We start from the raw sequence: 21,594 nt of genomic DNA, 5'->3' as shown, positions 1-21,594 counted from the left end.
ACAAATAGACCGGGCAGCTTCAGCCGCCCGGTCTATTGTCGAATCTGTACCGGCTAATTCGTGATGATTTCCGGTCCCATGAAGGTGTTGGGCAGGAAAGTCGAAATCCACGGTATGTATGTCACCATGATCAGGAAAACGAACAACACGGCCAGAAATGGCAACGCTGCCTTCACAACACTCATCATCGGCATTCCAGCGACGCCGGAGGTGACAAAAAGGTTCAACCCGACTGGTGGTGTGATCATCCCGATCTCCATGTTTACCACCATGATGATACCCAGATGGATCGGATCGATCCCCAGTTCGATGGCGATCGGGAAGACCAGCGGTGCAACAATCACCAACAGGCCTGAAGGTTCCATGAATTGACCCCCGATCAACAGGATCACATTGACAACGATCAGGAAAGTGACAGGCCCAAGACCGGCAGAAAGCATAGCGCTGGCGATATGCTGCGGCACCTGCTCGTCCGTCAAAACATGCTTGAGGATCAGAGCGTTTGCGATGACGAACAGCAGGGTCACCGTCAGCTTACCCGCCTCAAACAAGGTGTGCTTTGTGTCGGGATGGAACAATGCAGTGACCAGCGCATAAGGCTTGGACAGCAAGGACCGGTTCGGCGTTCCGTCTTCGGTACTGAGCGGGCCCATGTCCTTGTAGACGAAGCTTGCAATGAAGAAGGCGTAAACAGCGGCGACCGCTGCAGCTTCGGTCGGCGTGAATATCCCGCCATAGATCCCGCCCAGAATGATGACAATCAGAAACAGGCCCCAACCGGCTTCACGGGCTGAAACGAAGACCTCCCCCCACCCTTTCCAATCTCCCTTGGGCAGGTTTTTGACCTTGGCCATGACGTAGATTGTGATCATCAGCATCAATCCGGCCAACAGGCCCGGTATCACGCCAGCCAGGAACATGCGGCCGACCGAGACTTCGACAGCCGCCGCATAGACGACCATCACAATTGAAGGTGGGATAAGGATGCCCAATGTACCTGCGTTACAGATCACACCAGCTGCGAATTCCTTCGAATATCCTACCTGCCGCATACCTGCGATAACGATGGACCCAATGGCCACAACCGTGGCCGGAGAAGACCCAGACAAAGCCGCAAACAGCATACAGGCAAACACACCCGCGATTGCCAACCCTCCGGGCAAATGTCCGACGCAAGCAATTGAAAAGCGAATAATCCGCCGCGCTACACCGCCCGTTGTCATGAAGGACGATGCCAGAATGAAAAACGGGATCGCCAGCAAGGTAAAATGGCCCTCGAACGCCTCAAAAAGCGTCCCTGCGACCGAAGCCAGCGAACTGTCAGAATAGATCAGCAGGAACAAGGTCGAACTAAGGCCCAACGCCACCGCAATCGGAACACCGATCAGCAGCAGGCCGATGACCATCGAGAAAAGAAGAACAACATCCATCAGTCGTGTTCTCCCTGCTGGGCGCGAACTTCTTCGATCTCGTCCTCAACCTCGTGGCTGGCAACCAGGCGGTCGGTTTCGCCGCGCCAGATCTGCATTGCAACTTGGACAAAGCGGATGAACAGCAAAAGCATCGACAGAGGAAGAATGAAGTAAGGCACAACTTTTGGCAGCTTTTCGTAGTATTCGCCGTAGTTGATCATCTCTTCCAGAAAACGCAGCGGGGCGATCATGGGGATGTCATCAACTTCGTAAAAGCTCTGACTACGGGCATCGAAATTGAACCCGGTCGGGAACCATCGCCCCGAGGTGGGCGGAAGATCCGCAAAGACAGCCCAATAGTCATAGGCGCCCTTCAGCATCAACAGTGAAAACGCCAAACAGCAGCCGACGGATACCAATGCAAGGATCCGCCTTGGTGCAGGTGCCAGCATGTTCAGGATCGCATCCACACCCAGATGGGCGTGTTTTTTCACCGCATATGACGCACCCAAAAGAACCAGCCACCCGAAGGCAAAAACAGTTAGTTCGAGCGCCCAAAGGATATTGGAATTGAAAACAAACCGCGCAATCACGTTGGCAAAGGTTATGGCCGTCATCAGGCCCAGCAACAACGCAATCAAGGTTTCTTCGATATGGTCGACCAGCCCGCCTTGGCCGGAATTCGCACCAGACATCTCTCTGTCCCCACATTTTCATTAATGAGAGTTAAAAAATGGCGGGCCTATTCCGGCCCGCCCGACCTGTGCGTCCATAACTCCCCAGTCCCCGGACGCGCGGTCTGTTCTTGGATCAGAACCCGGCGTTGATCGCCTGCGCCGCGTCGATTTTGTCCTGACCGACGTCACCAGCGAACTGGTCCCAAACAGGCTTCATGGCATCAACCCATGCCTGACGCTGTTCCGGGTTCAGATCACGGATGATACCACCCGCATCGGTGATCGACGCTTTGGCTGCTTCGTTCACCGAGAATGCCTCTTTATTGCGGGTTTCAGTGACTTCGCTAAGGATCGTCAGGAACTGATCACGCACTTCGGGATCAAGGCTGTCCAGCCAGTCAACCGAGGTCACAACCAGATAGTCGATGATACCGTGGTTGGTTTCCGTGATGCCGTCCTGCACCTCAAAGAACTTTTTGCCGTAGATGTTCGACCAGGTGTTTTCCTGCCCGTCGACCACGCCCTGCTGCAGCGCACCATAAACTTCCGAGAAAGCCATTTTCTGCGGGCTTCCCCCGATGGCTTCCATTTGCGCGACAAGAACGTCCGAAGATTGAACACGGAACTTCAGGCCTTCTGCATCAGACGGGTCCATCAGCGCTTTGTTCGCAGACATCTGCTTCATGCCATTGTGCCAGAATGCCAGCCCCTGAAGGCCGCGGCGCTGCATGCTGTCTTTCAGGGCTTGGCCGTCATCTGAGGCCTGGAACGCGTCCACAGCTTCGATGTTCTTGAACATAAACGGTAGGTCGAAAAGGCGGAACTGCTTGGTGAACTTTTCGAACTTCGACAGCGAAGGGGCGGCCAGCTGTACGTCGCCTTGCAGCATCGCCTCGAGCACCTTGTCGTCGTTGTACAGCGTAGAGTTAGGATAGACCTCCACACACATCACGCCGTTCATCTCGTCGTTGACGCGCTGTTCCAGCATGGATGCGGCGATACCCTTAGGGTGTTTGTTGGTGTTTGTTACGTGAGCGAACTTCACGACGATCTCGCCTTCGTCGCAGGCTGCCATGCCAGCGGTTGCTGTCACCGTCAGCGCCAGCGCGGTTGCGGCTGTTGTCAGAATTTTCATCTGTTTTCCTCCCAGACTTCTTTGAACCTTCCCATTGGCGCTGAAACAGCACCAGACGGCGGAAGTGAAGCGAATCAAGCCTGACCACACAACGGGTTGATCAATCGGGTCTGAAATCTATTTTTATATCTATTAATCAGTGCCTTAATGATTAACCATTACAGGAAAGATTCGTTGAGCGCTAACAGAGTGCGGAAAACCGCACACCTCAACGTCTGTTTGTGCGGATTTCCGCACTACTCACGAATCAATCACACGAATCGTAGCGTAGAAATCCCACGCCGACCGCAGCCCGCTCCAGCGGGCTGCCTGGCCCAACCTCTTTTGCTGCTTCAAAGTACAGTCAAAGTGGGCGTGAGCCTCCGTTACCTGCGATAGTCTTCTGGTCGAATCTGATAGCGGGTCAGCTTGTCATAAAACGTCTTGCGGGGCAGTTTTAGCGCCTTCGCCGCGTCTGATGCTTTACCGTTGTGTCTGCCCAGTGCCGCAATGAGCAATGACCTCTCGACCTGCGCCATTTGCTCGCTCAATCCAAGGTTCGCCGCCTTTGCAACCTCTTCTGGCATACCTAAGACAAACCGCATCGCCGCTGACATCAACGATCGCGCATTGCCCGGCCAATCACTGGCCATTAAAGCGGCCAGATGCTCGGACGTTATTTCAGGCTCGGCAATCCCAGCCTGCTCGGCGGCCTGTGACACATAGTGACGGAAGATCACCGGAATATCCTCGGGCCGTTCGGACAGTGATGGGATCAAGATGCGCATTACATCCAAACGGTAGAAAAGGTCTGGGTTGAATTGTCCTTCGGACACTCGCGCCAAAAGATCAGCCGTGGTCCCGGCGATGATCCGTGCATCAGTGCCCCGCTCTACCAGTTCGAGCGCGGCGTATTGCGTGGCCTGCGACATTGCCGAAACTTCGTCCAGAAACAGGGACCCACCACTTGCGTCCTCACAAGCACGGGCCAAATCATCCGGGCTGAGGCCCGAGGCCGGGCGTTTGACGAAAGGCCCCTGACCGACAGTTGACATCAGGTGAACCACTTCGGCCACTTTTGAAATCCCGCTTCCGGGCGGACCATTGACCAGAACCTCGGCCCCGGTCCCGGCAACATTGCGCACCCGATCCCGTAACGCCTCCGCCTGATCGGACAGGCCAAACAACAATCGCGCCGCGGGGTCGCCGCGCTCGAGTTCGGATTTCATCATGCGTTGCTCAATAATCTGTCTGCGGGCGGTGAATGCCCGATCCAATACCGCCAACAAGTCAGATGCGGCACAGGGTTTTTCCAGAAAATCAAACGCCCCCTGACCCATGGCCTGAACGGCCACGGGAACATCGCCTTCTCCGGTCAACAGGATAACCGGAAGGTCCGGATCGATGTCACGGGCATATGACAAAAGATGGAACCCATCCCGCCCGGGCATACGAAGGTCCGAGACGATTACTCCGGGAAAATCGGCACGAATGTGATCTTTGGCGGCAACGAAAGACCCGGCGGTGACAGGAGCGTAATCCGCCAGCTCTAGCGTCTGTGACAAAGCCTCACGTACGGCAGCATCATCATCAACCAACAAGACCTTCCGCATTATGCAGCATCTTCCTTCTCAAAAGGGTCCAGTTCCACCGTGAACTCGGCCCCGTCCGCTGTATTCGAACCGCGAATATCGCCCCCAAAACTTTGGACCAGACCGTAAGAGATTGACAGGCCCAGCCCCATCCCATCCGAAGATCCAACGCTTTTGGTTGTATAAAACGGCTCGAACACACGATCCGGGTCCGCGATCCCCGGGCCAGTGTCGCGCACCGAGACCCTCAACCTCGTTTGCCCGGACAAAGCGATCGTGACCTGCCTGCGCGGGCGATCCTCCATGGCATCCAACGCGTTGTTGATCAGGTTGACGAACACCTGAACCAGACGCACTTCGCCCCCCCAAACATAGACCGGGTTGGTGGGCGGGTCCCAATCCAATGACGCGCCTTCCGCGCGCAGGCGCGCTTCGGTCAGTTCAACGGCGGTATTGAGGATATGTATCAGATCAACCCGTCCTGCCGGTTCACTTTCGTTTCGGGCAAATGCGCGCAGATTCTTGATAATCCGCGCCATCCGAGATGCCATTTCTGAAATGCGCCCCAAATTCTCGTGGGCTTTCTCGCCCTGACCACGCGACATGAAAGCCGTGCCATTGTCGGCAAACTGCCTGATTGCCATTAGGGGCTGGTTCAGCTCATGGCTTATACCAGCCGACATTTGCCCCAGAGCGCTGAGTTTACCGGCCTGAACAAGATCAGCTTGCGCTTGTTTCAGCGCCGCTTCGGCCTCTTGCCGTTCCGCCACCTCTCGTCGAAGGGCGGTGTTGGCAACCGTCAAATCACGGGTTCGCTTTGCGACACGGCTTTCGAGAACGGTGTTCGCCTCAGCCAAAGTGCGCCGTCGCTCGGTCGCCAGAAAAAGCAGAGCACCAAAGGCCAGGCAAATCGCGGCAACTGTCGCAGCCTGCAACCCCGCCAGGCGTCGGGCCGGGGCGACATCCACCAGAACCTCAGCCGTCATACCGATCACCGGTAGGTCAAGCGTATGATGCAGCGCGTGGCGCGGGAGATAGCGACCCCAGTTTAGTGTCCACAGCTCATATTCATCGACCCAGGATGAGGCGAATTCAACTGTCTCACCGTCAGGTGGCGTCAGTCCCGGTTGCCCGTCGGCACGATGCCAGAACAGAAGGTCAGATCGGTTCGAGATAAAGACCACTCCGTCCGTATCGACAAAAAAGACCGCTTCGGTACTGCCGCGCCAGGTTTGTTCCACATCTTGCACATCAGCGACAACCATCAACGCCCCTTCCACTTGCCCTTCGGGACCAAAGGTTGGGGCCGCATAGGTATAAATGCGCGCACCGCTGAGGGGTTGGACACCACGCGCGCTACCCATTGCGCCCTGCAAGGCACGTTCGAACGCCGGATGCCCGACCATGCTGCGCTGTGCCACCGGTTGGGCCGAGGCTAAGATCTGGCCGTTCAAGTCTAGATACATCATGTTCACAGCCGCTGTTTTGTCAGCCACATCCAACAGCATCTTTTCGGCGTCTTGACGTTGTTCGGGGGTTTCTATCCCGCGCAGGGTGGGATGATTGGCCATCAGCACCGCAAGTTCCTGGTACACCTGCATCTGAGTGCTCAGCCGGTCCGCGGCCAGCTCAAGGTCCGCCTCGGCCTTTTCACTTAGTTGCGACACCGCCTGCCGGTAGCCATGGGACCAAACTGCCGCTGACAACAGCCCGACGGCAAACAGGAAACCGATAATGACCCAAATCCTTTGCATGACATAGGGTCTTGCATTCAGAGCAGCGCATGGCAAGTCTGCGCCGCATGAAGACATTGCACCAATCCCCGACTGACGCCGGTTTCGTACAAGACCCATACCTGTTCTACGACACTGCTCGTGAATATGGCGGTTTGGTGTACTGGAACGACTACAACATGGTCGCCGCGGTTTCTCGCAACGCCGTTCAGACATTGTTTCGCGATCGACGGTTTGGTCGCGAAGTTCCGCCCGAATTGGCGCGAGCTGGTCCAGACCACCTCGCCCCTTGGCTTGCGGTCGAAGCGCATTCTCTGCTGGAAGCCGAACCGCCCCGACATACGCGCCTGCGCGCTTTGGTCATGCGGGCGTTCACGTCGCGCGCCATCGCGGCGCTTACGCCATCCATCGAAGACCTATGCAACACCCTTGTTAACGCCTTCCCTGATGAACCCTTCGATCTGTTGGAATTTTATTGCACGCAAGTTCCAGTCATAACGATCTGCCGTCTGCTAGGCGTCCCAGAGGATATGGCCCCCAACCTGCTTCGCTGGTCGCATGACATGGTTGCTATGTATCAGGCCAGCCGCACCCGTGAGACCGAAGACATGGCCGCGCAATCTGCGCAGGACTTCACCAATTTTCTCGACGATTACATCGGAAGGCGTCGCAATGATCCACGCGATGACCTGATCACCCGCCTGATCACTGCCGAAGAAGAAGGCGAGAAGCTTTCCCGCGACGAGTTGGTGGCAACCTGCATACTTATCCTGAACGCGGGCCACGAAGCCACGGTCCATTCCCTTGGCAACGGTGTGAAAACGTTGTTGCAGACTGGAACCAGCCCGCAAGCGTTCGCCGCAGATGCCATCGACAAAACCGTCGAGGAAGTCTTGCGGTATGATCCGCCTTTGCACATGTTCACGCGCTACGCCTATGAGGATGTCGAGCTATTTGGACACGCCTTCAAGCGGGGGGATCAGGTGGCCCTTCTGCTCGGCGCGGCGAATCGTGACCCTGCAATCTGGCCAGATCCAAACAGGTTCGATCCGACGCGCGCGATTCAAACCAACACTAGCTTCGGCGGAGGACTGCATTTCTGCGTCGGCGCACCCCTTGCTAGGCTGGAAATGCGGATTGCTCTGCCGGTTCTGTTCCAAAGATGCCCAAACCTGCGGTTGTCGGAACAACCTGTTTATTCAAACAGCTATCACTTTCATGGCTTGGAACGCCTGTTGGTGTGCGCCTGAGGCAATCAGGCCTCAACCAACGCATTCAGTGGCAGCATTGTTGTCGACTTGATCTCCTCCATCGACAGCAAGGCCGTTACGTTATGGACCCGTACCTCTGAGATCAGGGATTGGTAAAACTGATCGTAGGCACGGGCGTTTTTGACCCTGACCTTCAGGATGTAATCGATGTCCCCCGCCAGCCGGTGCGCTTCTTGCACTTCCGGGTGATCCCGCAAGGCTTTCAGGAATTTGTGCTGCCATTCCGCTTCATGCTCGGACGTTCGGATCAATACGAAAAACGTCGCCTCAAAACCCAGCGCTTCAGCATCCAGCAAAACAGTCTGCTGACCGATGATCCCGGCCCCTTTCATTTTGCGAATGCGATTCCACACCGGCGTCTTGGAACTGCCGACCTGAGCCGCAATTTCATCCAGTGACTGACTGGCATCGCGCTGCAGCTCGGCCAGAATTTTCCGATCCATGTCGTCTATGCGCACCGGCATTCCAAATTTCCTTCCGTTTCGAAACCAGCGTTCCAAAACACCACCCCGTTAGAACATTTGTTCTTATTTAGGTGGCCATATGGCGCTTTGGTGGGAATATTTCCTATATTGAGAGGCAAGTCAAACCAAGCTTGAGACGATCTGATGCAGCATCCACATGAGACAAAAGACACAGGACATGTCGACTTTGTCGGCGCCGGCCCCGGTGATCCAGAATTGCTGACGCTCAAGGCTCTGTCTGCGTTTGATCAGGCAGATGTTGTCCTGCACGACCGGTTGATCAGTGATGAAGTTCTTGCGCTGGCAGGACAAAGTGCTGTGCTGGTCGATGTTGGCAAAGCTGGGTTTAGGCCGTCGTGGAAACAAGAAGACATTGATCAGCTCCTGGTCGAGCATGCCTTGCGGGGCAAGCGTATCGTGCGCCTGAAGTCCGGTGACCCCACCGTATTCGGTCGTCTGGACGAAGAAATCGAAGCGGTCGAGGCCGCCGGTATCTCGTGGCGTATCGTTCCGGGCATCACCGCCGCATCCGCAGCTGTTGCGGGAATAGGTCAAAGCCTGACCCGCCGTGGCCGAAACTCTTCCATCCGGTTCCTGACCGGGCATGACATGAGGGGCTTTGCCGATCACGACTGGGCCGCGCTGGCGCGTATAGGTTCTGTGGCTGCAATCTACATGGGCAAGAAATCCGCCCGTTTCATTCAGGGTCGCCTGATCATGCACGGTGCAGATCGCGCCACGCCGGTCACTCTGGTCGAAAACGCATCGCGCCCCGATCAACGTATTCTGTCCACCACGCTGGACCAATTGCCCACCGATCTGGCGGCCGCCGAAATGGACGGTCCGGCCCTGACATTTTATGGCCTTGCCCCGCGCGACGCGGCGCAGGCCGTCACCGAATTCAATAAGGAGCTTGCCTGATGGCCCGCGCTTTTACCCCCAAAGTCGTCACTGCAAACGATTTGCTGGAAGGCGATGTGATTTATCAGACCGAAGATGACCGCTGGTCGCGTGATCTGTCCGAAGCAGAGCTGATCACTGACGAGGCACACGCACAGGTACGTCTGCTTGATGCGGCCCGTCAGGCCAGCAAGATCGTCGGGGCATACCTTGCCGACGCAGCAGCTGGTGAAAGCGGCCCTGAACCCACCCATTTCCGGGAAGATTTCCGCCGGACTGGCCCGTCCAACTATGCCCACGGCAAACAGGAATCTTCCCCGCAGCCCCGGACCTGACCTCAGGCCCCCTTCTCCCCTCTATGGCCCCAGGTTCGGGGCTGCAAATAAGGACAGCTAGATATGTATCGCTACTCCGAATTCGACACCGCATTCCTGGCCGAGCGTAACGCACAGTTCCGCGCGCAGGTCGAGCGTCGTATTGACGGGTCTCTGACCGAGGATGAGTTCAAGCCTCTGCGCCTTATGAACGGCCTTTATCTGCAGCTGCACGCCTATATGCTGCGGGTCGCCATTCCCTATGGCACGCTGAACAGTGCACAGATGCGCCAACTGGCCCTTCTGGCTCAGAAGTGGGACAAGGGCTACGGCCACTTCACCACCCGGCAGAACATCCAGTACAACTGGCCGAAGTTGAACGACGTTCCGGACATGCTGGACGCGCTGGCCGAAGTTGGCATGCACGCCATTCAAACCTCGGGTAACACCATCCGCAACGTGACCGCCGACCATTTCGCCGGTGCCGCCGCGGATGAGGTCGCGGACCCGCGCCCCTATGCCGAACTGCTGCGCCAGTGGTCGACTGATCATCCGGAATTCCAGTTCATGCCGCGCAAGTTCAAGATCGCCATCACCGGGTCCGAGAATGACCGGGCCGTGATCAAGGCACATGACATCGGCCTGCAACTGGTCGAGCGTGATGGCGTTCTTGGTGCCCGTGTTATCGTAGGTGGCGGCCTGGGCCGCACCCCGATGATCGGCAAGGAATTGTCCGAATTCGTCGCCTTTGACGATCTGCTGGCCTATCTTGAGGCCACCGTTTCCGTCTGGAACCAGATCGGTCGCCGCGACAACAAATACAAGGCGCGCATTAAGATCACCGTGCACGAGCATGGCATCGACGCCATCCGTGCCAAGGTCAACGAGCGCTTCCTGCAAGTCCGCCCGCAGTTCATAGGCGCCGACATGAATCTGCTGGAAGAGATCAAGGGCCACTTCGCGGCGCCCGCCTTCCGCGAAGGTTCGGTTGCATCCTTTGAATCCGCATACACCAATGATCCCGTATTCCGGTCGTGGGTCGACACCAACATCGCACCGCACAAGAACGCGGATCATGCGATCGTCACGATCTCGATCAAGAAGCACGGCGCAACACCGGGCGATGCAACTGCCGAGCAGATGCACGTGATGGCCGACCTGGCCGAAGAGTTCGCCTATGACGAGCTGCGCATCAGCCATGAGCAGAACGTGATCCTGCCGCATGTCCATAAATCGGACCTGCCCGCGATCCACGCCAGGCTGAAAGAACATGAGTTGGCCACCGCAAATATCGGCCTGATCAGCGACATCATTGCCTGCCCCGGCATGGATTACTGCGCGCTGGCGACGGCCCGTTCGATCCCGGTTGCCCAGGAAATTGCGACCCGCTTTGAAGACATGAAGCTGGAGCATGACATCGGCCACCTGAAAATTAAGATCTCGGGGTGCATCAACGCTTGTGGTCACCATCATGTCGGCCATATCGGCATTCTGGGATTGGATCGCGCAGGCGTGGAGAACTATCAGATCACTTTGGGTGGTGACGGAACTGAAACTGCCGCCATTGGTGACCGCACTGGTCCAGGTTTTGCCTATGACGAAATCGTGCCCGCAGTAGAACGCATCGTCGAGGCCTATCTGGAACAACGTGAAAGCGCCGAGGAGACTTTCCTGGAAACCTATCGCCGGGTTGGAATGACGCCGTTCAAGGCGGCACTCTACCCTGAGGCGCAGGCCAATGCCGCTTGATCTGATCCAGACGGAACTGGGTAAAGACCGCGCCGAGCTGACTGAAAAAGTCGAAGCGCTGAATACCCGGTTCCGCCATCACAGCGCCCATGATGTGATGCATGGTGCCATAGAAGAAATCGACGAGCTCGCCTTGGTTTCAAGCTTTGGCGCGGAATCGGTGGTGTTGCTGCATATGGCAGCGGTGGTCGACAAGATGACGCCAGTGCTGTTCATCGACACGCAGATGCTGTTCACCGAAACGCTGGAGTACCAGCAAGTGGTCAGCGAGCGTCTGGGTTTGCGGAACGTCAAGATCATCCGGGCGGATGATGAGGACGTGGAGCGCGAAGACCCCTATGGCGCGCTGCGCCTGCGGGATACGGATGCGTGCTGCAACCTGCGCAAGACCTTCCCGCTGCAACAGGCTTTGTCGGGCTATTGCGGTTGGATCACCGGGCGCAAGCGGTTTCAGGCGGGCACCCGCACCACGCTCGAGTTTTTTGAGGTCGAAGACGGAACCGGCCGGATCAAGGTCAACCCGCTGGCCCATTGGGCGCCCGAAGATGTGCGCACCTATATGGACGAAAACAATCTGCCCCGGCATCCGCTGGTGGCCAAAGGATACCCTTCGATCGGCTGTGCGCCCTGCACCTCGCCCGTCAAAGAAGGCGAAGACCCCCGCGCCGGACGCTGGCGCGATCAGAGCAAAGAAGAATGCGGCATCCACTTTGTTGATGGAAAAATGGTGCGCGCAGGAGAGAAAACATGACTGTAATCGTAAACGATGAAGGGTTTGCACCCGACGATTGGACCAATGGCTATGTAACGTTGGAAGACGCCGCGAATGACGTTGTTGCACTGGACGTCGCCTCGGACACGGACCCAGATGAGCTGATTGACCGTTTAGGCAGTGCAGAAATGGTTCGGGTGGATTTCCCCTCATTTGCGGACGGGCGTGGTTTCACCATTGCCCGTACATTGCGCTTGAAAGGATACACCGGACGTTTGCGTGCCAAAGGGCATGTGCTGGCCGATCAGTATGCGATGGCCCGCCGCAGCGGGTTTGACGAGGTGGAAATCAATCAGGATCTGGCCTCTCGCCAAACGGAAGATCAATGGCTTGCCCGCGCCAATTGGCAGGACAACAACTATCAGGCCCGCCTGCGCGGTTAACGCGCCGCTCGCCAGCTTGTGACACAAGGGGGCAATCCGCCCCTTTTCATGACCTGAATCAAAGCTTAAACGGAGATGTCGGTTTAACAGACCGATAGTGAAATGATGACAGAGATGATGCCCGTGACCGAAGCCACAGCCGTTAAGGCCCCTGTCCTGCCGGACGCCCAGACTGTAACCGATGTGAAGCATTGGACCGACAGCCTGTTCTCCTTCAAGGTGTCCCGCCCCGCCAGCTTGCGTTTTCGCTCGGGCGAGTTCGTGATGATCGGCCTGCTGGGCGACAACGGCAAACCGCTGCTGCGCGCCTACTCCATCGCCTCGCCGTCGTGGGACGAAGAGCTGGAGTTCTACTCGATCAAAGTGCAGGACGGTCCGCTGACGTCGAGACTGCAACACATCAAACCGGGTGATCAGATTATCCTGCGCCCCAAGCCTGTTGGCACTTTGGTGCATGACGCCCTGCTGCCCGGCAAACGCTTGTGGTTCTTTGCCACCGGTACAGGATTTGCGCCGTTCGCCTCGCTGCTGCGCGAGCCGCAGACCTATGAGGATTATGACGAGATCATCATCACCCACACCTGCCGCGAAGTGGCCGAGTTGGAATATGGTCGTCAGTTGATCGAAAACATCCGTCAGGACGAGTTGCTGGCCGAACTGATCGGTGAAGGTTTTGCCGACAAGATCCGCTATTACCCGACCACAACCCGGGAACAGAGCCCAAAGATGGGTCGTATTACCGAGTTGCTGAAAGACGGCACCGTGTTTTCGGATCTGGGTGTCGAAGGTGGTATCAAGCCCGAAACAGACCGTGCAATGGTCTGTGGTTCCTTGGCGTTCAACCTCGACATCAAAGCGATCCTGGAAGAATTCGGACTGCGCGAAGGTGCCAATTCCGACCCGAAAGAGTTTGTGATCGAAAAGGCATTTGTCGGCTGATCGGCGTGGCTGGCCGGGAATTCAACACCTAGCCAGCCAAATCCCGCTATAAATCCTTGGATTTTCGCGTTTCCCGGCACTTATGCTGCTTGAAACAATGCGCGCACCAGTCTAAATTCCGGGCTCGAAATTCTGCAATAATCAAAGGAATGAACCAATAGCTCGCAGACCCCACAACGCGCCGCCGCAACGAGACACTGGCCCACGCGTAAACGACAAGATCCGGTCCCCCGAAATCCGCCTGATTGGCGCTGAAGGCGAAAATGTCGGGGTGGTTCATCCCGCGAAAGCTATGCAGATGGCCGACGACGCCGGCCTTGATCTTGTAGAGATCTCTCCGAACGCAAATCCCCCGGTCTGCAAGATCATGGATTTCGGCAAGTTCAAGTACGAGACGCAAAAGCGGGAAGCCGAAGCGCGCAAAAAGCAGAAGATCATCGAGGTGAAAGAGGTCAAATTCCGGCCCAACACAGACACGCATGACTATGACGTCAAGATGCGCAATGTGTTCAAGTTTCTGGAAAACGGCGACAAGGTGAAAGTCACCCTGCGTTTCCGTGGCCGCGAGATGGCCCACCAGAATTTGGGCCGCGAATTGCTTGAACGCGTGGCGGAAGACACCAAAGACATCGGCAAGGTCGAGAACATGCCAAAGATGGAAGGTCGTCAGATGATCATGATGATCGGTCCGCTTCCGCAGAAGTAAGCTGCTGTCAGCTTTCGTATTTCAAAGCTCTCGCCCATTGGCGAGGGCTTTTTTGTTTGCGAACCACCGGGCAGCATCCCGGAGGTCAAAGGCAAGCGAAATGGCGTCGGCAACAAACAGGATCACAAGGAACCAAAAGTAAGTCGGCGACAATTCTGCGCCACTCAGCAACACACCAAAGACGATCACAACCAAAGGCGTCCAGAAAACGAGGTGCGGCAACGCCATCGCGCCGGACATACTGCGGGTCACCAGCATGATCGGCAGGTTGAACGCCATTCCTGCAATTGCGAGAACCGTGACCAGAATCCCCAGCGGCTGATCCAGAAACGCCAACGGTATCAGGTTCACTGGGACTAGAATGAACGACACCCAGATCTGAACCCACAACGGCAAGTTCCGAAAACTCGTCCAGATATCAAGCAGCATGTCTTACCCCAAGACTATGGTCCGTGAGGCCAAACTATACGGTTCTTCCTGAACCGGAAGGCCGGTCACATCATTGTCAGATCACAGACGTCAGTGCGCGCCCAAGTTTTTCGACCAGTTCTTCAACTTGTTGGTCTGCGATGACGAACGGCGGGGCCAAAAGAATGTGATCCCCGTTTCTGCCGTCTCGGGTCCCTGACATGGGATAACAAATCAACCCCTCGGCCATGGCAGCCTTTTTGATCTTTCCAGCGATGCCCAAGCCGGGATCGAACGGAGTTTTCGCCGCTCGGTCGGCAACCAGCTCTATACCTCGGAACAATCCTCGTCCCCGGATATCGCCGACATTTGGATGTTGCCCGAAAGCGGCCTCCAGGGCGGATTGCAATTGTTCCCCCATGACACCGGAGCGTGCGGGCAGATCGCGCGTTGTAAGTTCGGTCACAACCGCCAAAGCCGCCGCAGTTGCCACCGGATGGCCGATATAGGTATGACCATGTTGAAAGAACCCCGATCCATCCCGGATCGCGTCATAGATCTGCCCCGAGCACAGCATGGCGCCAATCGGCTGATACCCGGCCCCTAACCCTTTGGCGATACATAGAATGTCAGGGACAACATCGTCGTGATCACAGGCAAAAAGATGCCCTGTTCTTCCCATGCCGCACATGACTTCGTCCAAAATCAACAGCACACCGTATTGATCACAGATTTCACGTACACGCTTGAAATACCCCTCGACCGCCGGAACCGCACCAAGCGTTGCCCCCACAACCGGTTCGGCCATGAAAGCCATGACCGTTTCCGGGCCTAACCGCAGGATTTCATCCTCCAACTCATTGGCAACGCGCTGGCCAAACTCAAAACTGCTCTCACCGTCGGGCTTTTCGGCATATTCATAACACGGGGCAATATGCGTCATCTCGATCAGCATCGGGGCGAACTGCGCCCGCCGCCATGCGTTTCCACCTGCCGACAAAGCGCCCAGAGTGTTTCCGTGATAACTTTGGCGTCGGGCAATGACGTGGCGACGCTCGGGCTGACCGATTTCAAGGTAATACTGACGCGCCAGCTTGATTGCCGCCTCGGTCGCCTCTGACCCTCCGGACACAAAGTACACCCGATCCAGATCTCCGGGCGCGTGCTGGATCAAGAGATCGGCCAACGCTTCTGCCGGCTCTGAAGTCATGAAACCGCTATGCGCAAATGCAATCTGTTCCACCTGTTTCTGAACAGCTGCAATCACGGCCGGGTTGGAATGCCCAAGGCAGGACACGGCCGCGTCACCACAATCCAGATAGCGTTTGCCCTGCGCGTCGATCAGATAGCACTCATCGCCACTGGCCGCGACCACAAGTTCGGCTTTGGTGTGTCTTGGAAAAACATGGCTCATGTTTGCGTCCTTTCGATCCTAGAGATCAGCGCTGCAACAGATTCGGCATTGTCACCCCAATGCCGACCGTTTGGATCGGTCAGGCTGTTTTCAAATCCTACGCGCACATCCCCACCGCGCAAGGCGGCTTCTTGCAGACAAATGTGTTCTTGCGACCCAAAGGCGCACACCATCCAAGGTGCCGCATCCAGAGGGAAAAGATCGATGTCTTCCGGGGCTGACACCTGACCGGTCGCATACCGGCCCAACACAAGCAAACGATCGACCTGCCCGGTCCGAACGATTTTGTTGGCTTTCCAATGCTCTAACAGCTTCGCATCCTCTGCGTCGTACAGGATGTGCTGAACCCGCGTACCCTGTTCCTTGCAAAGTCCATAAACACGCTCGGCCAATTGGGGGATGCGCGCGATTTCGCGCACGGAAATCGATGCCCATGTTGGCTGAACCTCCCGAAGGCAATCCAACTGCGCTTCAACATCAAAGACACCTGCCGCCTCGGTCGAAATCTGCACATCCAGGTCTGGAACGACCGAGTGAACCGCGGTGATTGCCGCGCGGTATCGCCCTGCATCCAGCGAATGCCGTCCCTGATCATCTCGAACATGCAAATGCAAACCCCGCGCACCTGCGTCAAAGCATGTCCGCGCAACGTCTGCGATCTGGTCCAAGGAAACCGGAAGCTGCGGATGGTCCGATCGGTCAAGCCGCGCCCCGTTTGGGGCAACCAAAACATAGGGTCTTTCAAGTGACATCGGTGGGCCAACATTTTGCGGTTGAAGCGGATTTGACATTGCTAGTTCTCCTGCCGTCCACATTATATATCCACTGGCTAGATGTTTTCTATTTGCTGATCTAAAAACATATGTTTTTCTGTGGTAATGGATACACCTAGTCAGTTGGTCAAACTCTTACGTCGCAAAATTGATCTGTTCCCACCACAGCTTCAAGCGGCGGCCAAGTACATCATCGATCACCCCGCAGATTTCGGCATCGACCCCATTCGGGTCACTGCGGAAAAGATCGGCGTCAGCTCGAACGTTTTGGTTCGGCTGGCCCAGCGACTGGGCTTTGACAGTTTTGATGCGTTCCGGCAGCCATTTCGGCAAGCGCTCGTCACGGACAAAGAAGACAGCCTGCAACAGGATTGGTTAGCACGCATGAAGTCGGCCGATCAGTTAAGCCAAACCCAGGCAGCCCTTGCTCAAAACGAATTGAATGTGGTCACAAGATCACTGCGCCTGATGGACCCCAAAAAAATCAAGCAAGCCACAGAGATTATTCTTGGTGCCCGTCGATGTTTCGTCACCGCAACCCGCGCCAGCCATGCGCTGGCTTACTATTTTCACTATGCTGGTCGTATGGCCCATCCGGATCTGCACTTGATTCCGCGCCATATGGGATCGGCGATTGACGATCTGTTGGACGCAGACGAAAACGATTGCCTGTTTGCTATCACCGTTCACCCCCATTCAGCGGATACCATCCGGTCGATGCGCTTTGCGCGGGACAAAGGTATGCAGATCGTTCTGATCTCGGACAGTGATGTGATTGCGCCTGGTATCAGACCCGATGTAGCCTTTCAGATCAGTGCTCGGTCAATGCATCACTTCACAAGTTTTTCCGGAGCGATGGCGGTTTTGGAATGCCTGCTAGGGCATCTTTTCGCTGCCGGAGGAGATGATGCCCGCCAGCGGGTCGAAGACTACGAAAAAGCCCGAGAAGACACCAATGCCTATTGGCAGCCATCAAAACTCCCCAAACTGCGCAGGCCGTAACAAAAGCCCCGGTTTTTTTGGACCGGGGCTTTGTTTTGTTGATTTTGTATTGTTCACATGGTGGCTTGGACGGCGCGTTTGGTCATAATTTTGACCAGATGTGCACGGTAGTTTTTGCTGCCGTGCAGATCGGCGATCATGTTGGCAGGGTTGATGTTCAGGTCCATCAGCGCGTCTTCGCGGAACTCTTTGCTCAGCGCCTGTTCGGCCTCGGACCAACGGAAGACGCCGTCTTCGCTGGCGCCGGTGACAGCAACACGCACACCGTCCGCAAACCGGGCCAGGTACACACCCACCAGCGCAAAGCGTGATGCTGGTTGCAGGAACTTCTGATAGCTGGCCGCCTGCGGCACCGGGAACCGGACGCTAGTGATGATCTCGCCCTCGTCCAGCGCTGTGGTGAACATGCCCTGAAAGAAGTCATCCGCCGCGATCTGCCGGGTATTGGTGACAATCGTGGCCCCCGATCCCAACGCGCCCGCGGGGTAGCAGGCCGCCGGATCATTATTGGCGACCGAGCCGCCAATGGTGCCGCGATTGCGCACCGCAGGATCGCCAATCTGACCGGCCAGCGCTGCCAGCGCCGGATAACTGCCAGCCGCATCAACGGCCACCGCCGCATGGGTCGTCACGCCGCCAATGGCGACAGAGCCATCATCCTCGACACAAACCCCTTGCATCTCAGCAATGCCGCTCAGTGACACCAGCGACGACGGGGCTGCCAGGCGCTGTTTCAACGTCGGGATCAGGGTTTGCCCACCTCCCAGCGCCTGCGCATCTTCGCTCCCCAGTGCCGCAACCGCATCAGCAATGGTCGAGGGCTTCTCAAACTCGAAATTGTACATTTCGTCTTCCTTTCCAAAGAGCACCCTTCCGCTCTTCATCTTTTTGGAAATACTCCGGGGTCTGGGGGCAGCACCCCCAGCCTTCCCCATAACTCACCCGTTCATCGCCGCCCAGACGCGCGACGGGCTCACCGGCATGTCGATATGATCGACCGCCTTACCACCCGAGTTCAGCGCATCCAGAACCGCATTGACCACAGCCGGTGGCGAGCCGATCGCACCGGCCTCGCCACAGCCCTTCACACCCAGCGGATTGTGGGTGCAGGGCGTCTGGCTGGAATGGTCGACGCCATAGAACGGTACGTCATCGGCCCGCGGCATCGCATAGTCCATGAAGGATGCACTCAGCAGTTGACCATTCTCGTCATAGGCGCAGTTCTCAAGCAAAGCCTGACCGATGCCCTGACCGATTCCACCATGCACCTGTCCGTCCACGATCATCGGATTGACGATGTTGCCAAAGTCATCCGCTGCCGTGAACGCCTCGATGCTGACCTGACCGGTCTCGGGGTCCACCTCGACCTCGCAGGCATAGGCGCCTGCCGGGAAGGTAAAGTTGGCCGGGTCATAGAACGCGGTCTCCTCCAGCCCCGGCTCAACCTCCAAAGGATAGTTGTGCGGCACATAGGCTGTCAGGGTCACATCACCCCAGGCCACCGACTTGTCGGTGCCCGCAACGCTGAACTGACCGTCCTTCAACTCGATATCCGCCTCGGACGCCTCCAGCAGGTGGGCCGCGATCTTCTTGGCCTTGTCGATCACCTTCTCGGTGGCCTTGACCATGGCCGAGCCACATACAGCCAGCGAGCGTGAACCATAGGTGCCCATTCCAAACGGGATCTTCGAGGTGTCGCCATGCACGATCTCAACCATCGACTCGTCGATGCCGATCATCTCGGCCACAACCTGCGGGAATGCAGTCTCATGCCCTTGGCCGTGGCTGTGCGCCCCCACCATGACGCTGATTGATCCGGTCGCATTCACCCGAACGGTTGCAGCATCATAAAGACCCGCACGGGCCCCCAGCATGCCAACGATGTTCGACGGCGCGATGCCGCAAGCCTCGATATAGCAGTTGATGCCCAGGCCCCGCAACTTGCCCTTGGCTTCACTGGCCGAACGACGCGCGGCAAAGCCTGTCAGATCAGCAGCAGCCTCAAGCTTGTCCATCGTCCCGTTGTAGTCACCAGTGTCATAGGTCAGCGCGACCGGAGTGTCATATGGGAATTGGGTTACAAAATTCTGTCGCCGCAACGCAATCGGATCGACACCCAACTCGCGCGCAGCCTTATCGACGACGCGCTCCAACTGATAGGTTGCCTCGGGGCGGCCTGCGCCACGATAGGCATCCACCGGCACCGTATTGGTGAACATCGCCTTCACATTTACCTGAATGACCGGCGTCTTGTAGTTGCCCGCCATCAGCGTGCCATGCAGCCATGTCGGAACCGAACTGGAGAAGGTCGACAGATAGGCCCCTAGATTGGCATAGGTGTTGGTACGCAGGCCGACAAAGTTGTTATCCGCATCCAGAGCCAGTTCGATCTTACTTACATGGTCGCGGCCATGGGCATCCGACATGAACGCCTCGGATCGGCTGGACGTCCATTTGACCGGACGGTTGCAGGCCTTGGCGGCGAATGTGCAGAACGCCTCTTCGGCATAGTGGAAGATCTTGGTGCCAAAACCTCCGCCCACATCGGGCGCTACCACACGCACCTTATGTTCCGGCAGGCCCAGAACAAAGGCGCACATCAAAAGACGGATCACATGTGGGTTCTGCGAGGTGGTATAGAGCGTATAGTCCTCGGTCGCGCGGGCATATTCCCCCACCGCCACACGGGGTTCCATCGGGTTGGCAACCAAACGGTTGTTGATCAAATCCAGCGTGGTCACATGCGCCGCATTGGCAAAGACCTCGTTCACCTTGGCATCGTCGGCTTCACCCAATTGCCAGTCGTAGCAGATGTTGTTTTTTAGATCGTCATGCACCAGCGTCGCGCCGTCCTGCGCCGCAACCTTCATGTTCATGACGGCAGGCAGTTCTTCGATATCCACATCAATCGCCTCGGCGGCGTCGCGCGCCTGTTCAAGACTATCGGCGACAACGGCCGCGATGGGATCACCCACGTGGCGAACCTTACCCTGCGCCAGAATGGGGTGCGGCGGCTCTTGCATGGGGGCGCCGTGTTTGTCGGTCACTTCCCAGCCGCAGGGCATACCGCCGACGCCTTCAAAATCTTTGCCCGTGAACACTTTGACCACACCCGGCATACTTTCTGCCGCCGAGGTGTCCACGTTCTTAATGCGTCCATGAGCAATGTCAGACCGCAGGAAATGCACATAGGCCTGGCCATGTACGTTGATGTCGTCGGTGTAATTGCCAGCTCCGGTTAGAAAGCGTACGTCTTCGCGCCGCTTGGAACTGGCTCCGATGCCACTGTCTTTGGGCATTGCTTGTTCTCCTCCCATAAACGGATGCGATAGCGCACCCTCTCTTCTCCCACGGGCGTCTCCCTTACGCCCGCAGCGGCATTACTCAGCTGCGATGCTGCTGACGTCCTGACCCGATGCGGCCATGATCGCCTTGACGATATTATGATAGCCGGTGCAGCGGCACAGATTGCCCTCAAGGTACTTGCGCACCTCTGCTTCGGTCGGGCGCGGATTGTTCTTCAACAGCGCAGCCGCGCTCATCACCATGCCCGGCGTACAAAAACCGCATTGCAGACCGTGATGATCCTGAAACGCCTGCTGGATCACATTCAAAGACCCATCCGCATTCGCCTGACCCTCGATCGTGCCAATATCAGCACCATCCGCTTCAAGCGCCAGCATGTTGCAAGACTTCACTGCCTCACCATTCACATGCACAACACACGCGCCACATTGCGCCGTATCACACCCAACATGCGTCCCCGTCAGTGATAGATGATCTCGCAAAAACCCAGACAACAACGTCCGGCCTTCGACCTCGCCGCTCACAGACTTACCGTTCACGGTCATGGAGACCTGTGTCATAGATTCCTCCCATTTTATGTTTTTGCTTATTTCGAGTTAAGCACGGGAATTTTCGTTTGAGAACAAAAATCTTGTCGCGATATGCAAGACAAAAGTCGCAAAAGT

At 56.8% G+C, this 21,594-nt stretch carries 21 protein-coding genes; 9 read left to right on the top strand and 12 right to left on the bottom strand.

The window, feature by feature from the left end; genetic code table 11:
• Positions 1-53 precede the first annotated feature (53 nt).
• The 5 genes from D9K61_RS21910 to D9K61_RS21890 form a co-directional block, all read right to left on the bottom strand.
• Entirely contained in the window at positions 54-1,430 is a 1,377-nt protein-coding gene (locus tag D9K61_RS21910) for a TRAP transporter large permease (RefSeq protein WP_120635319.1), read from the bottom strand.
• Positions 1,430-2,107 (bottom strand): TRAP transporter small permease, encoded by a 678-nt coding sequence (locus tag D9K61_RS21905; RefSeq protein WP_120635318.1) that lies wholly within the window; start codon positions 2,105-2,107, stop codon positions 1,430-1,432. Before D9K61_RS21905 ends, D9K61_RS21910 begins: the two co-directional genes overlap by 1 nt.
• A gap of 115 nt (positions 2,108-2,222) precedes the next feature.
• Positions 2,223-3,224, bottom strand: a complete 1,002-nt coding sequence (locus D9K61_RS21900; RefSeq protein ID WP_120635317.1) for a DctP family TRAP transporter solute-binding subunit — start codon at positions 3,222-3,224, stop codon at positions 2,223-2,225.
• Between the two features lie 365 nt (positions 3,225-3,589).
• Entirely contained in the window at positions 3,590-4,819 is a 1,230-nt protein-coding gene (locus D9K61_RS21895) for a sigma-54 dependent transcriptional regulator (protein ID WP_120635316.1), read from the bottom strand.
• Positions 4,816-6,549, bottom strand: a complete 1,734-nt coding sequence (locus tag D9K61_RS21890) for an ATP-binding protein (RefSeq protein WP_120635315.1) — start codon at positions 6,547-6,549, stop codon at positions 4,816-4,818. Before D9K61_RS21890 ends, D9K61_RS21895 begins: the two co-directional genes overlap by 4 nt.
• A 47-nt stretch (positions 6,550-6,596) precedes the next feature.
• Here D9K61_RS21890 and D9K61_RS21885 point away from each other — a divergent pair, with 47 nt between their 5' ends.
• Positions 6,597-7,778 (top strand): cytochrome P450, encoded by a 1,182-nt coding sequence (locus tag D9K61_RS21885; protein ID WP_120635655.1) that lies wholly within the window; start codon positions 6,597-6,599, stop codon positions 7,776-7,778.
• A 5-nt stretch (positions 7,779-7,783) separates the two neighbouring features.
• Here D9K61_RS21885 and D9K61_RS21880 read toward each other — a convergent pair whose 3' ends face one another.
• Positions 7,784-8,263 (bottom strand): Lrp/AsnC family transcriptional regulator, encoded by a 480-nt coding sequence (locus tag D9K61_RS21880; protein WP_120635314.1) that lies wholly within the window; start codon positions 8,261-8,263, stop codon positions 7,784-7,786.
• A 144-nt stretch (positions 8,264-8,407) separates the two neighbouring features.
• On the opposite strand from D9K61_RS21880, the gene cobA reads away from it, so the two are divergent.
• From cobA to infC, 7 genes are all read left to right on the top strand, one after another.
• Entirely contained in the window at positions 8,408-9,184 is a 777-nt protein-coding gene (gene cobA / locus D9K61_RS21875; RefSeq protein ID WP_120635313.1) for a uroporphyrinogen-III C-methyltransferase, read from the top strand.
• Positions 9,184-9,498 carry a DUF2849 domain-containing protein gene (locus D9K61_RS21870; RefSeq protein WP_120635312.1) on the top strand — a complete coding sequence of 105 codons (315 nt, stop codon included), beginning with the start codon at positions 9,184-9,186 and terminating at the stop codon, positions 9,496-9,498. The genes cobA and D9K61_RS21870 overlap by 1 nt, the downstream gene beginning before the upstream one ends.
• Before the next feature lie 63 nt (positions 9,499-9,561).
• Complete coding sequence (locus D9K61_RS21865) at positions 9,562-11,226, top strand: nitrite/sulfite reductase (protein ID WP_120635311.1); 1,665 nt, start codon at positions 9,562-9,564, stop codon at positions 11,224-11,226.
• Entirely contained in the window at positions 11,216-11,977 is a 762-nt protein-coding gene (locus tag D9K61_RS21860; RefSeq protein ID WP_120635310.1) for a phosphoadenylyl-sulfate reductase, read from the top strand. Before D9K61_RS21865 ends, D9K61_RS21860 begins: the two co-directional genes overlap by 11 nt.
• Positions 11,974-12,381, top strand: coding sequence for a DUF934 domain-containing protein (locus tag D9K61_RS21855; RefSeq protein WP_120635309.1), 408 nt, complete (start codon positions 11,974-11,976; stop codon positions 12,379-12,381). The genes D9K61_RS21860 and D9K61_RS21855 overlap by 4 nt, the downstream gene beginning before the upstream one ends.
• A 105-nt stretch (positions 12,382-12,486) precedes the next feature.
• Positions 12,487-13,320, top strand: coding sequence for a ferredoxin--NADP reductase (locus D9K61_RS21850; protein ID WP_120635654.1), 834 nt, complete (start codon positions 12,487-12,489; stop codon positions 13,318-13,320).
• Positions 13,321-13,477: 157 nt separating this feature from the next.
• Complete coding sequence (infC, locus tag D9K61_RS21845; RefSeq protein ID WP_120635308.1) at positions 13,478-14,026, top strand: translation initiation factor IF-3; 549 nt, start codon at positions 13,478-13,480, stop codon at positions 14,024-14,026.
• A 21-nt stretch (positions 14,027-14,047) separates the two neighbouring features.
• Here the strand turns inward: infC and D9K61_RS21840 are convergent, their stop codons facing one another.
• From D9K61_RS21840 to D9K61_RS21830, 3 genes are all read right to left on the bottom strand, one after another.
• Complete coding sequence (locus D9K61_RS21840) at positions 14,048-14,455, bottom strand: hypothetical protein (RefSeq protein ID WP_120635307.1); 408 nt, start codon at positions 14,453-14,455, stop codon at positions 14,048-14,050.
• Positions 14,456-14,531: 76 nt separating this feature from the next.
• The gene (locus tag D9K61_RS21835) at positions 14,532-15,848 is read right to left on the bottom strand and encodes an aspartate aminotransferase family protein (RefSeq protein ID WP_120635306.1); all 1,317 of its coding nucleotides are present in this window, start codon (positions 15,846-15,848) and stop codon (positions 14,532-14,534) included.
• Positions 15,845-16,639: a 3-keto-5-aminohexanoate cleavage protein gene (locus D9K61_RS21830; protein ID WP_254055838.1), complete on the bottom strand. Its 795-nt coding sequence runs from the start codon at positions 16,637-16,639 to the stop codon at positions 15,845-15,847. The genes D9K61_RS21835 and D9K61_RS21830 overlap by 4 nt, the downstream gene beginning before the upstream one ends.
• Positions 16,640-16,726: 87 nt before the next feature.
• On the opposite strand from D9K61_RS21830, the gene D9K61_RS21825 reads away from it, so the two are divergent.
• Positions 16,727-17,623, top strand: a complete 897-nt coding sequence (locus D9K61_RS21825; RefSeq protein ID WP_120635305.1) for a MurR/RpiR family transcriptional regulator — start codon at positions 16,727-16,729, stop codon at positions 17,621-17,623.
• 53 nt (positions 17,624-17,676) lie between these two features.
• On the opposite strand, the gene D9K61_RS21820 is transcribed toward D9K61_RS21825, so the two are convergent.
• The 3 genes from D9K61_RS21820 to D9K61_RS21810 all read right to left on the bottom strand — a co-directional run bounded on the left by D9K61_RS21820 (position 17,677) and on the right by D9K61_RS21810 (position 21,489).
• Positions 17,677-18,468 (bottom strand): xanthine dehydrogenase family protein subunit M, encoded by a 792-nt coding sequence (locus D9K61_RS21820; RefSeq protein ID WP_120635304.1) that lies wholly within the window; start codon positions 18,466-18,468, stop codon positions 17,677-17,679.
• Between the two features lie 93 nt (positions 18,469-18,561).
• Positions 18,562-20,922 (bottom strand): xanthine dehydrogenase family protein molybdopterin-binding subunit, encoded by a 2,361-nt coding sequence (locus D9K61_RS21815; protein ID WP_120635303.1) that lies wholly within the window; start codon positions 20,920-20,922, stop codon positions 18,562-18,564.
• 81 nt (positions 20,923-21,003) lie between these two features.
• Positions 21,004-21,489, bottom strand: coding sequence for a (2Fe-2S)-binding protein (locus D9K61_RS21810; RefSeq protein WP_120635302.1), 486 nt, complete (start codon positions 21,487-21,489; stop codon positions 21,004-21,006).
• Positions 21,490-21,594: the final 105 nt, after the last annotated feature.

It is taken from the genome of Ruegeria sp. EL01 (genome assembly GCF_900313035.1).
GTDB lineage: Bacteria > Pseudomonadota > Alphaproteobacteria > Rhodobacterales > Rhodobacteraceae > Ruegeria.
The sequence above is the reverse complement of the archived record's forward strand: the minus strand, read 5'-3'. Positions and strand labels throughout refer to the sequence as shown.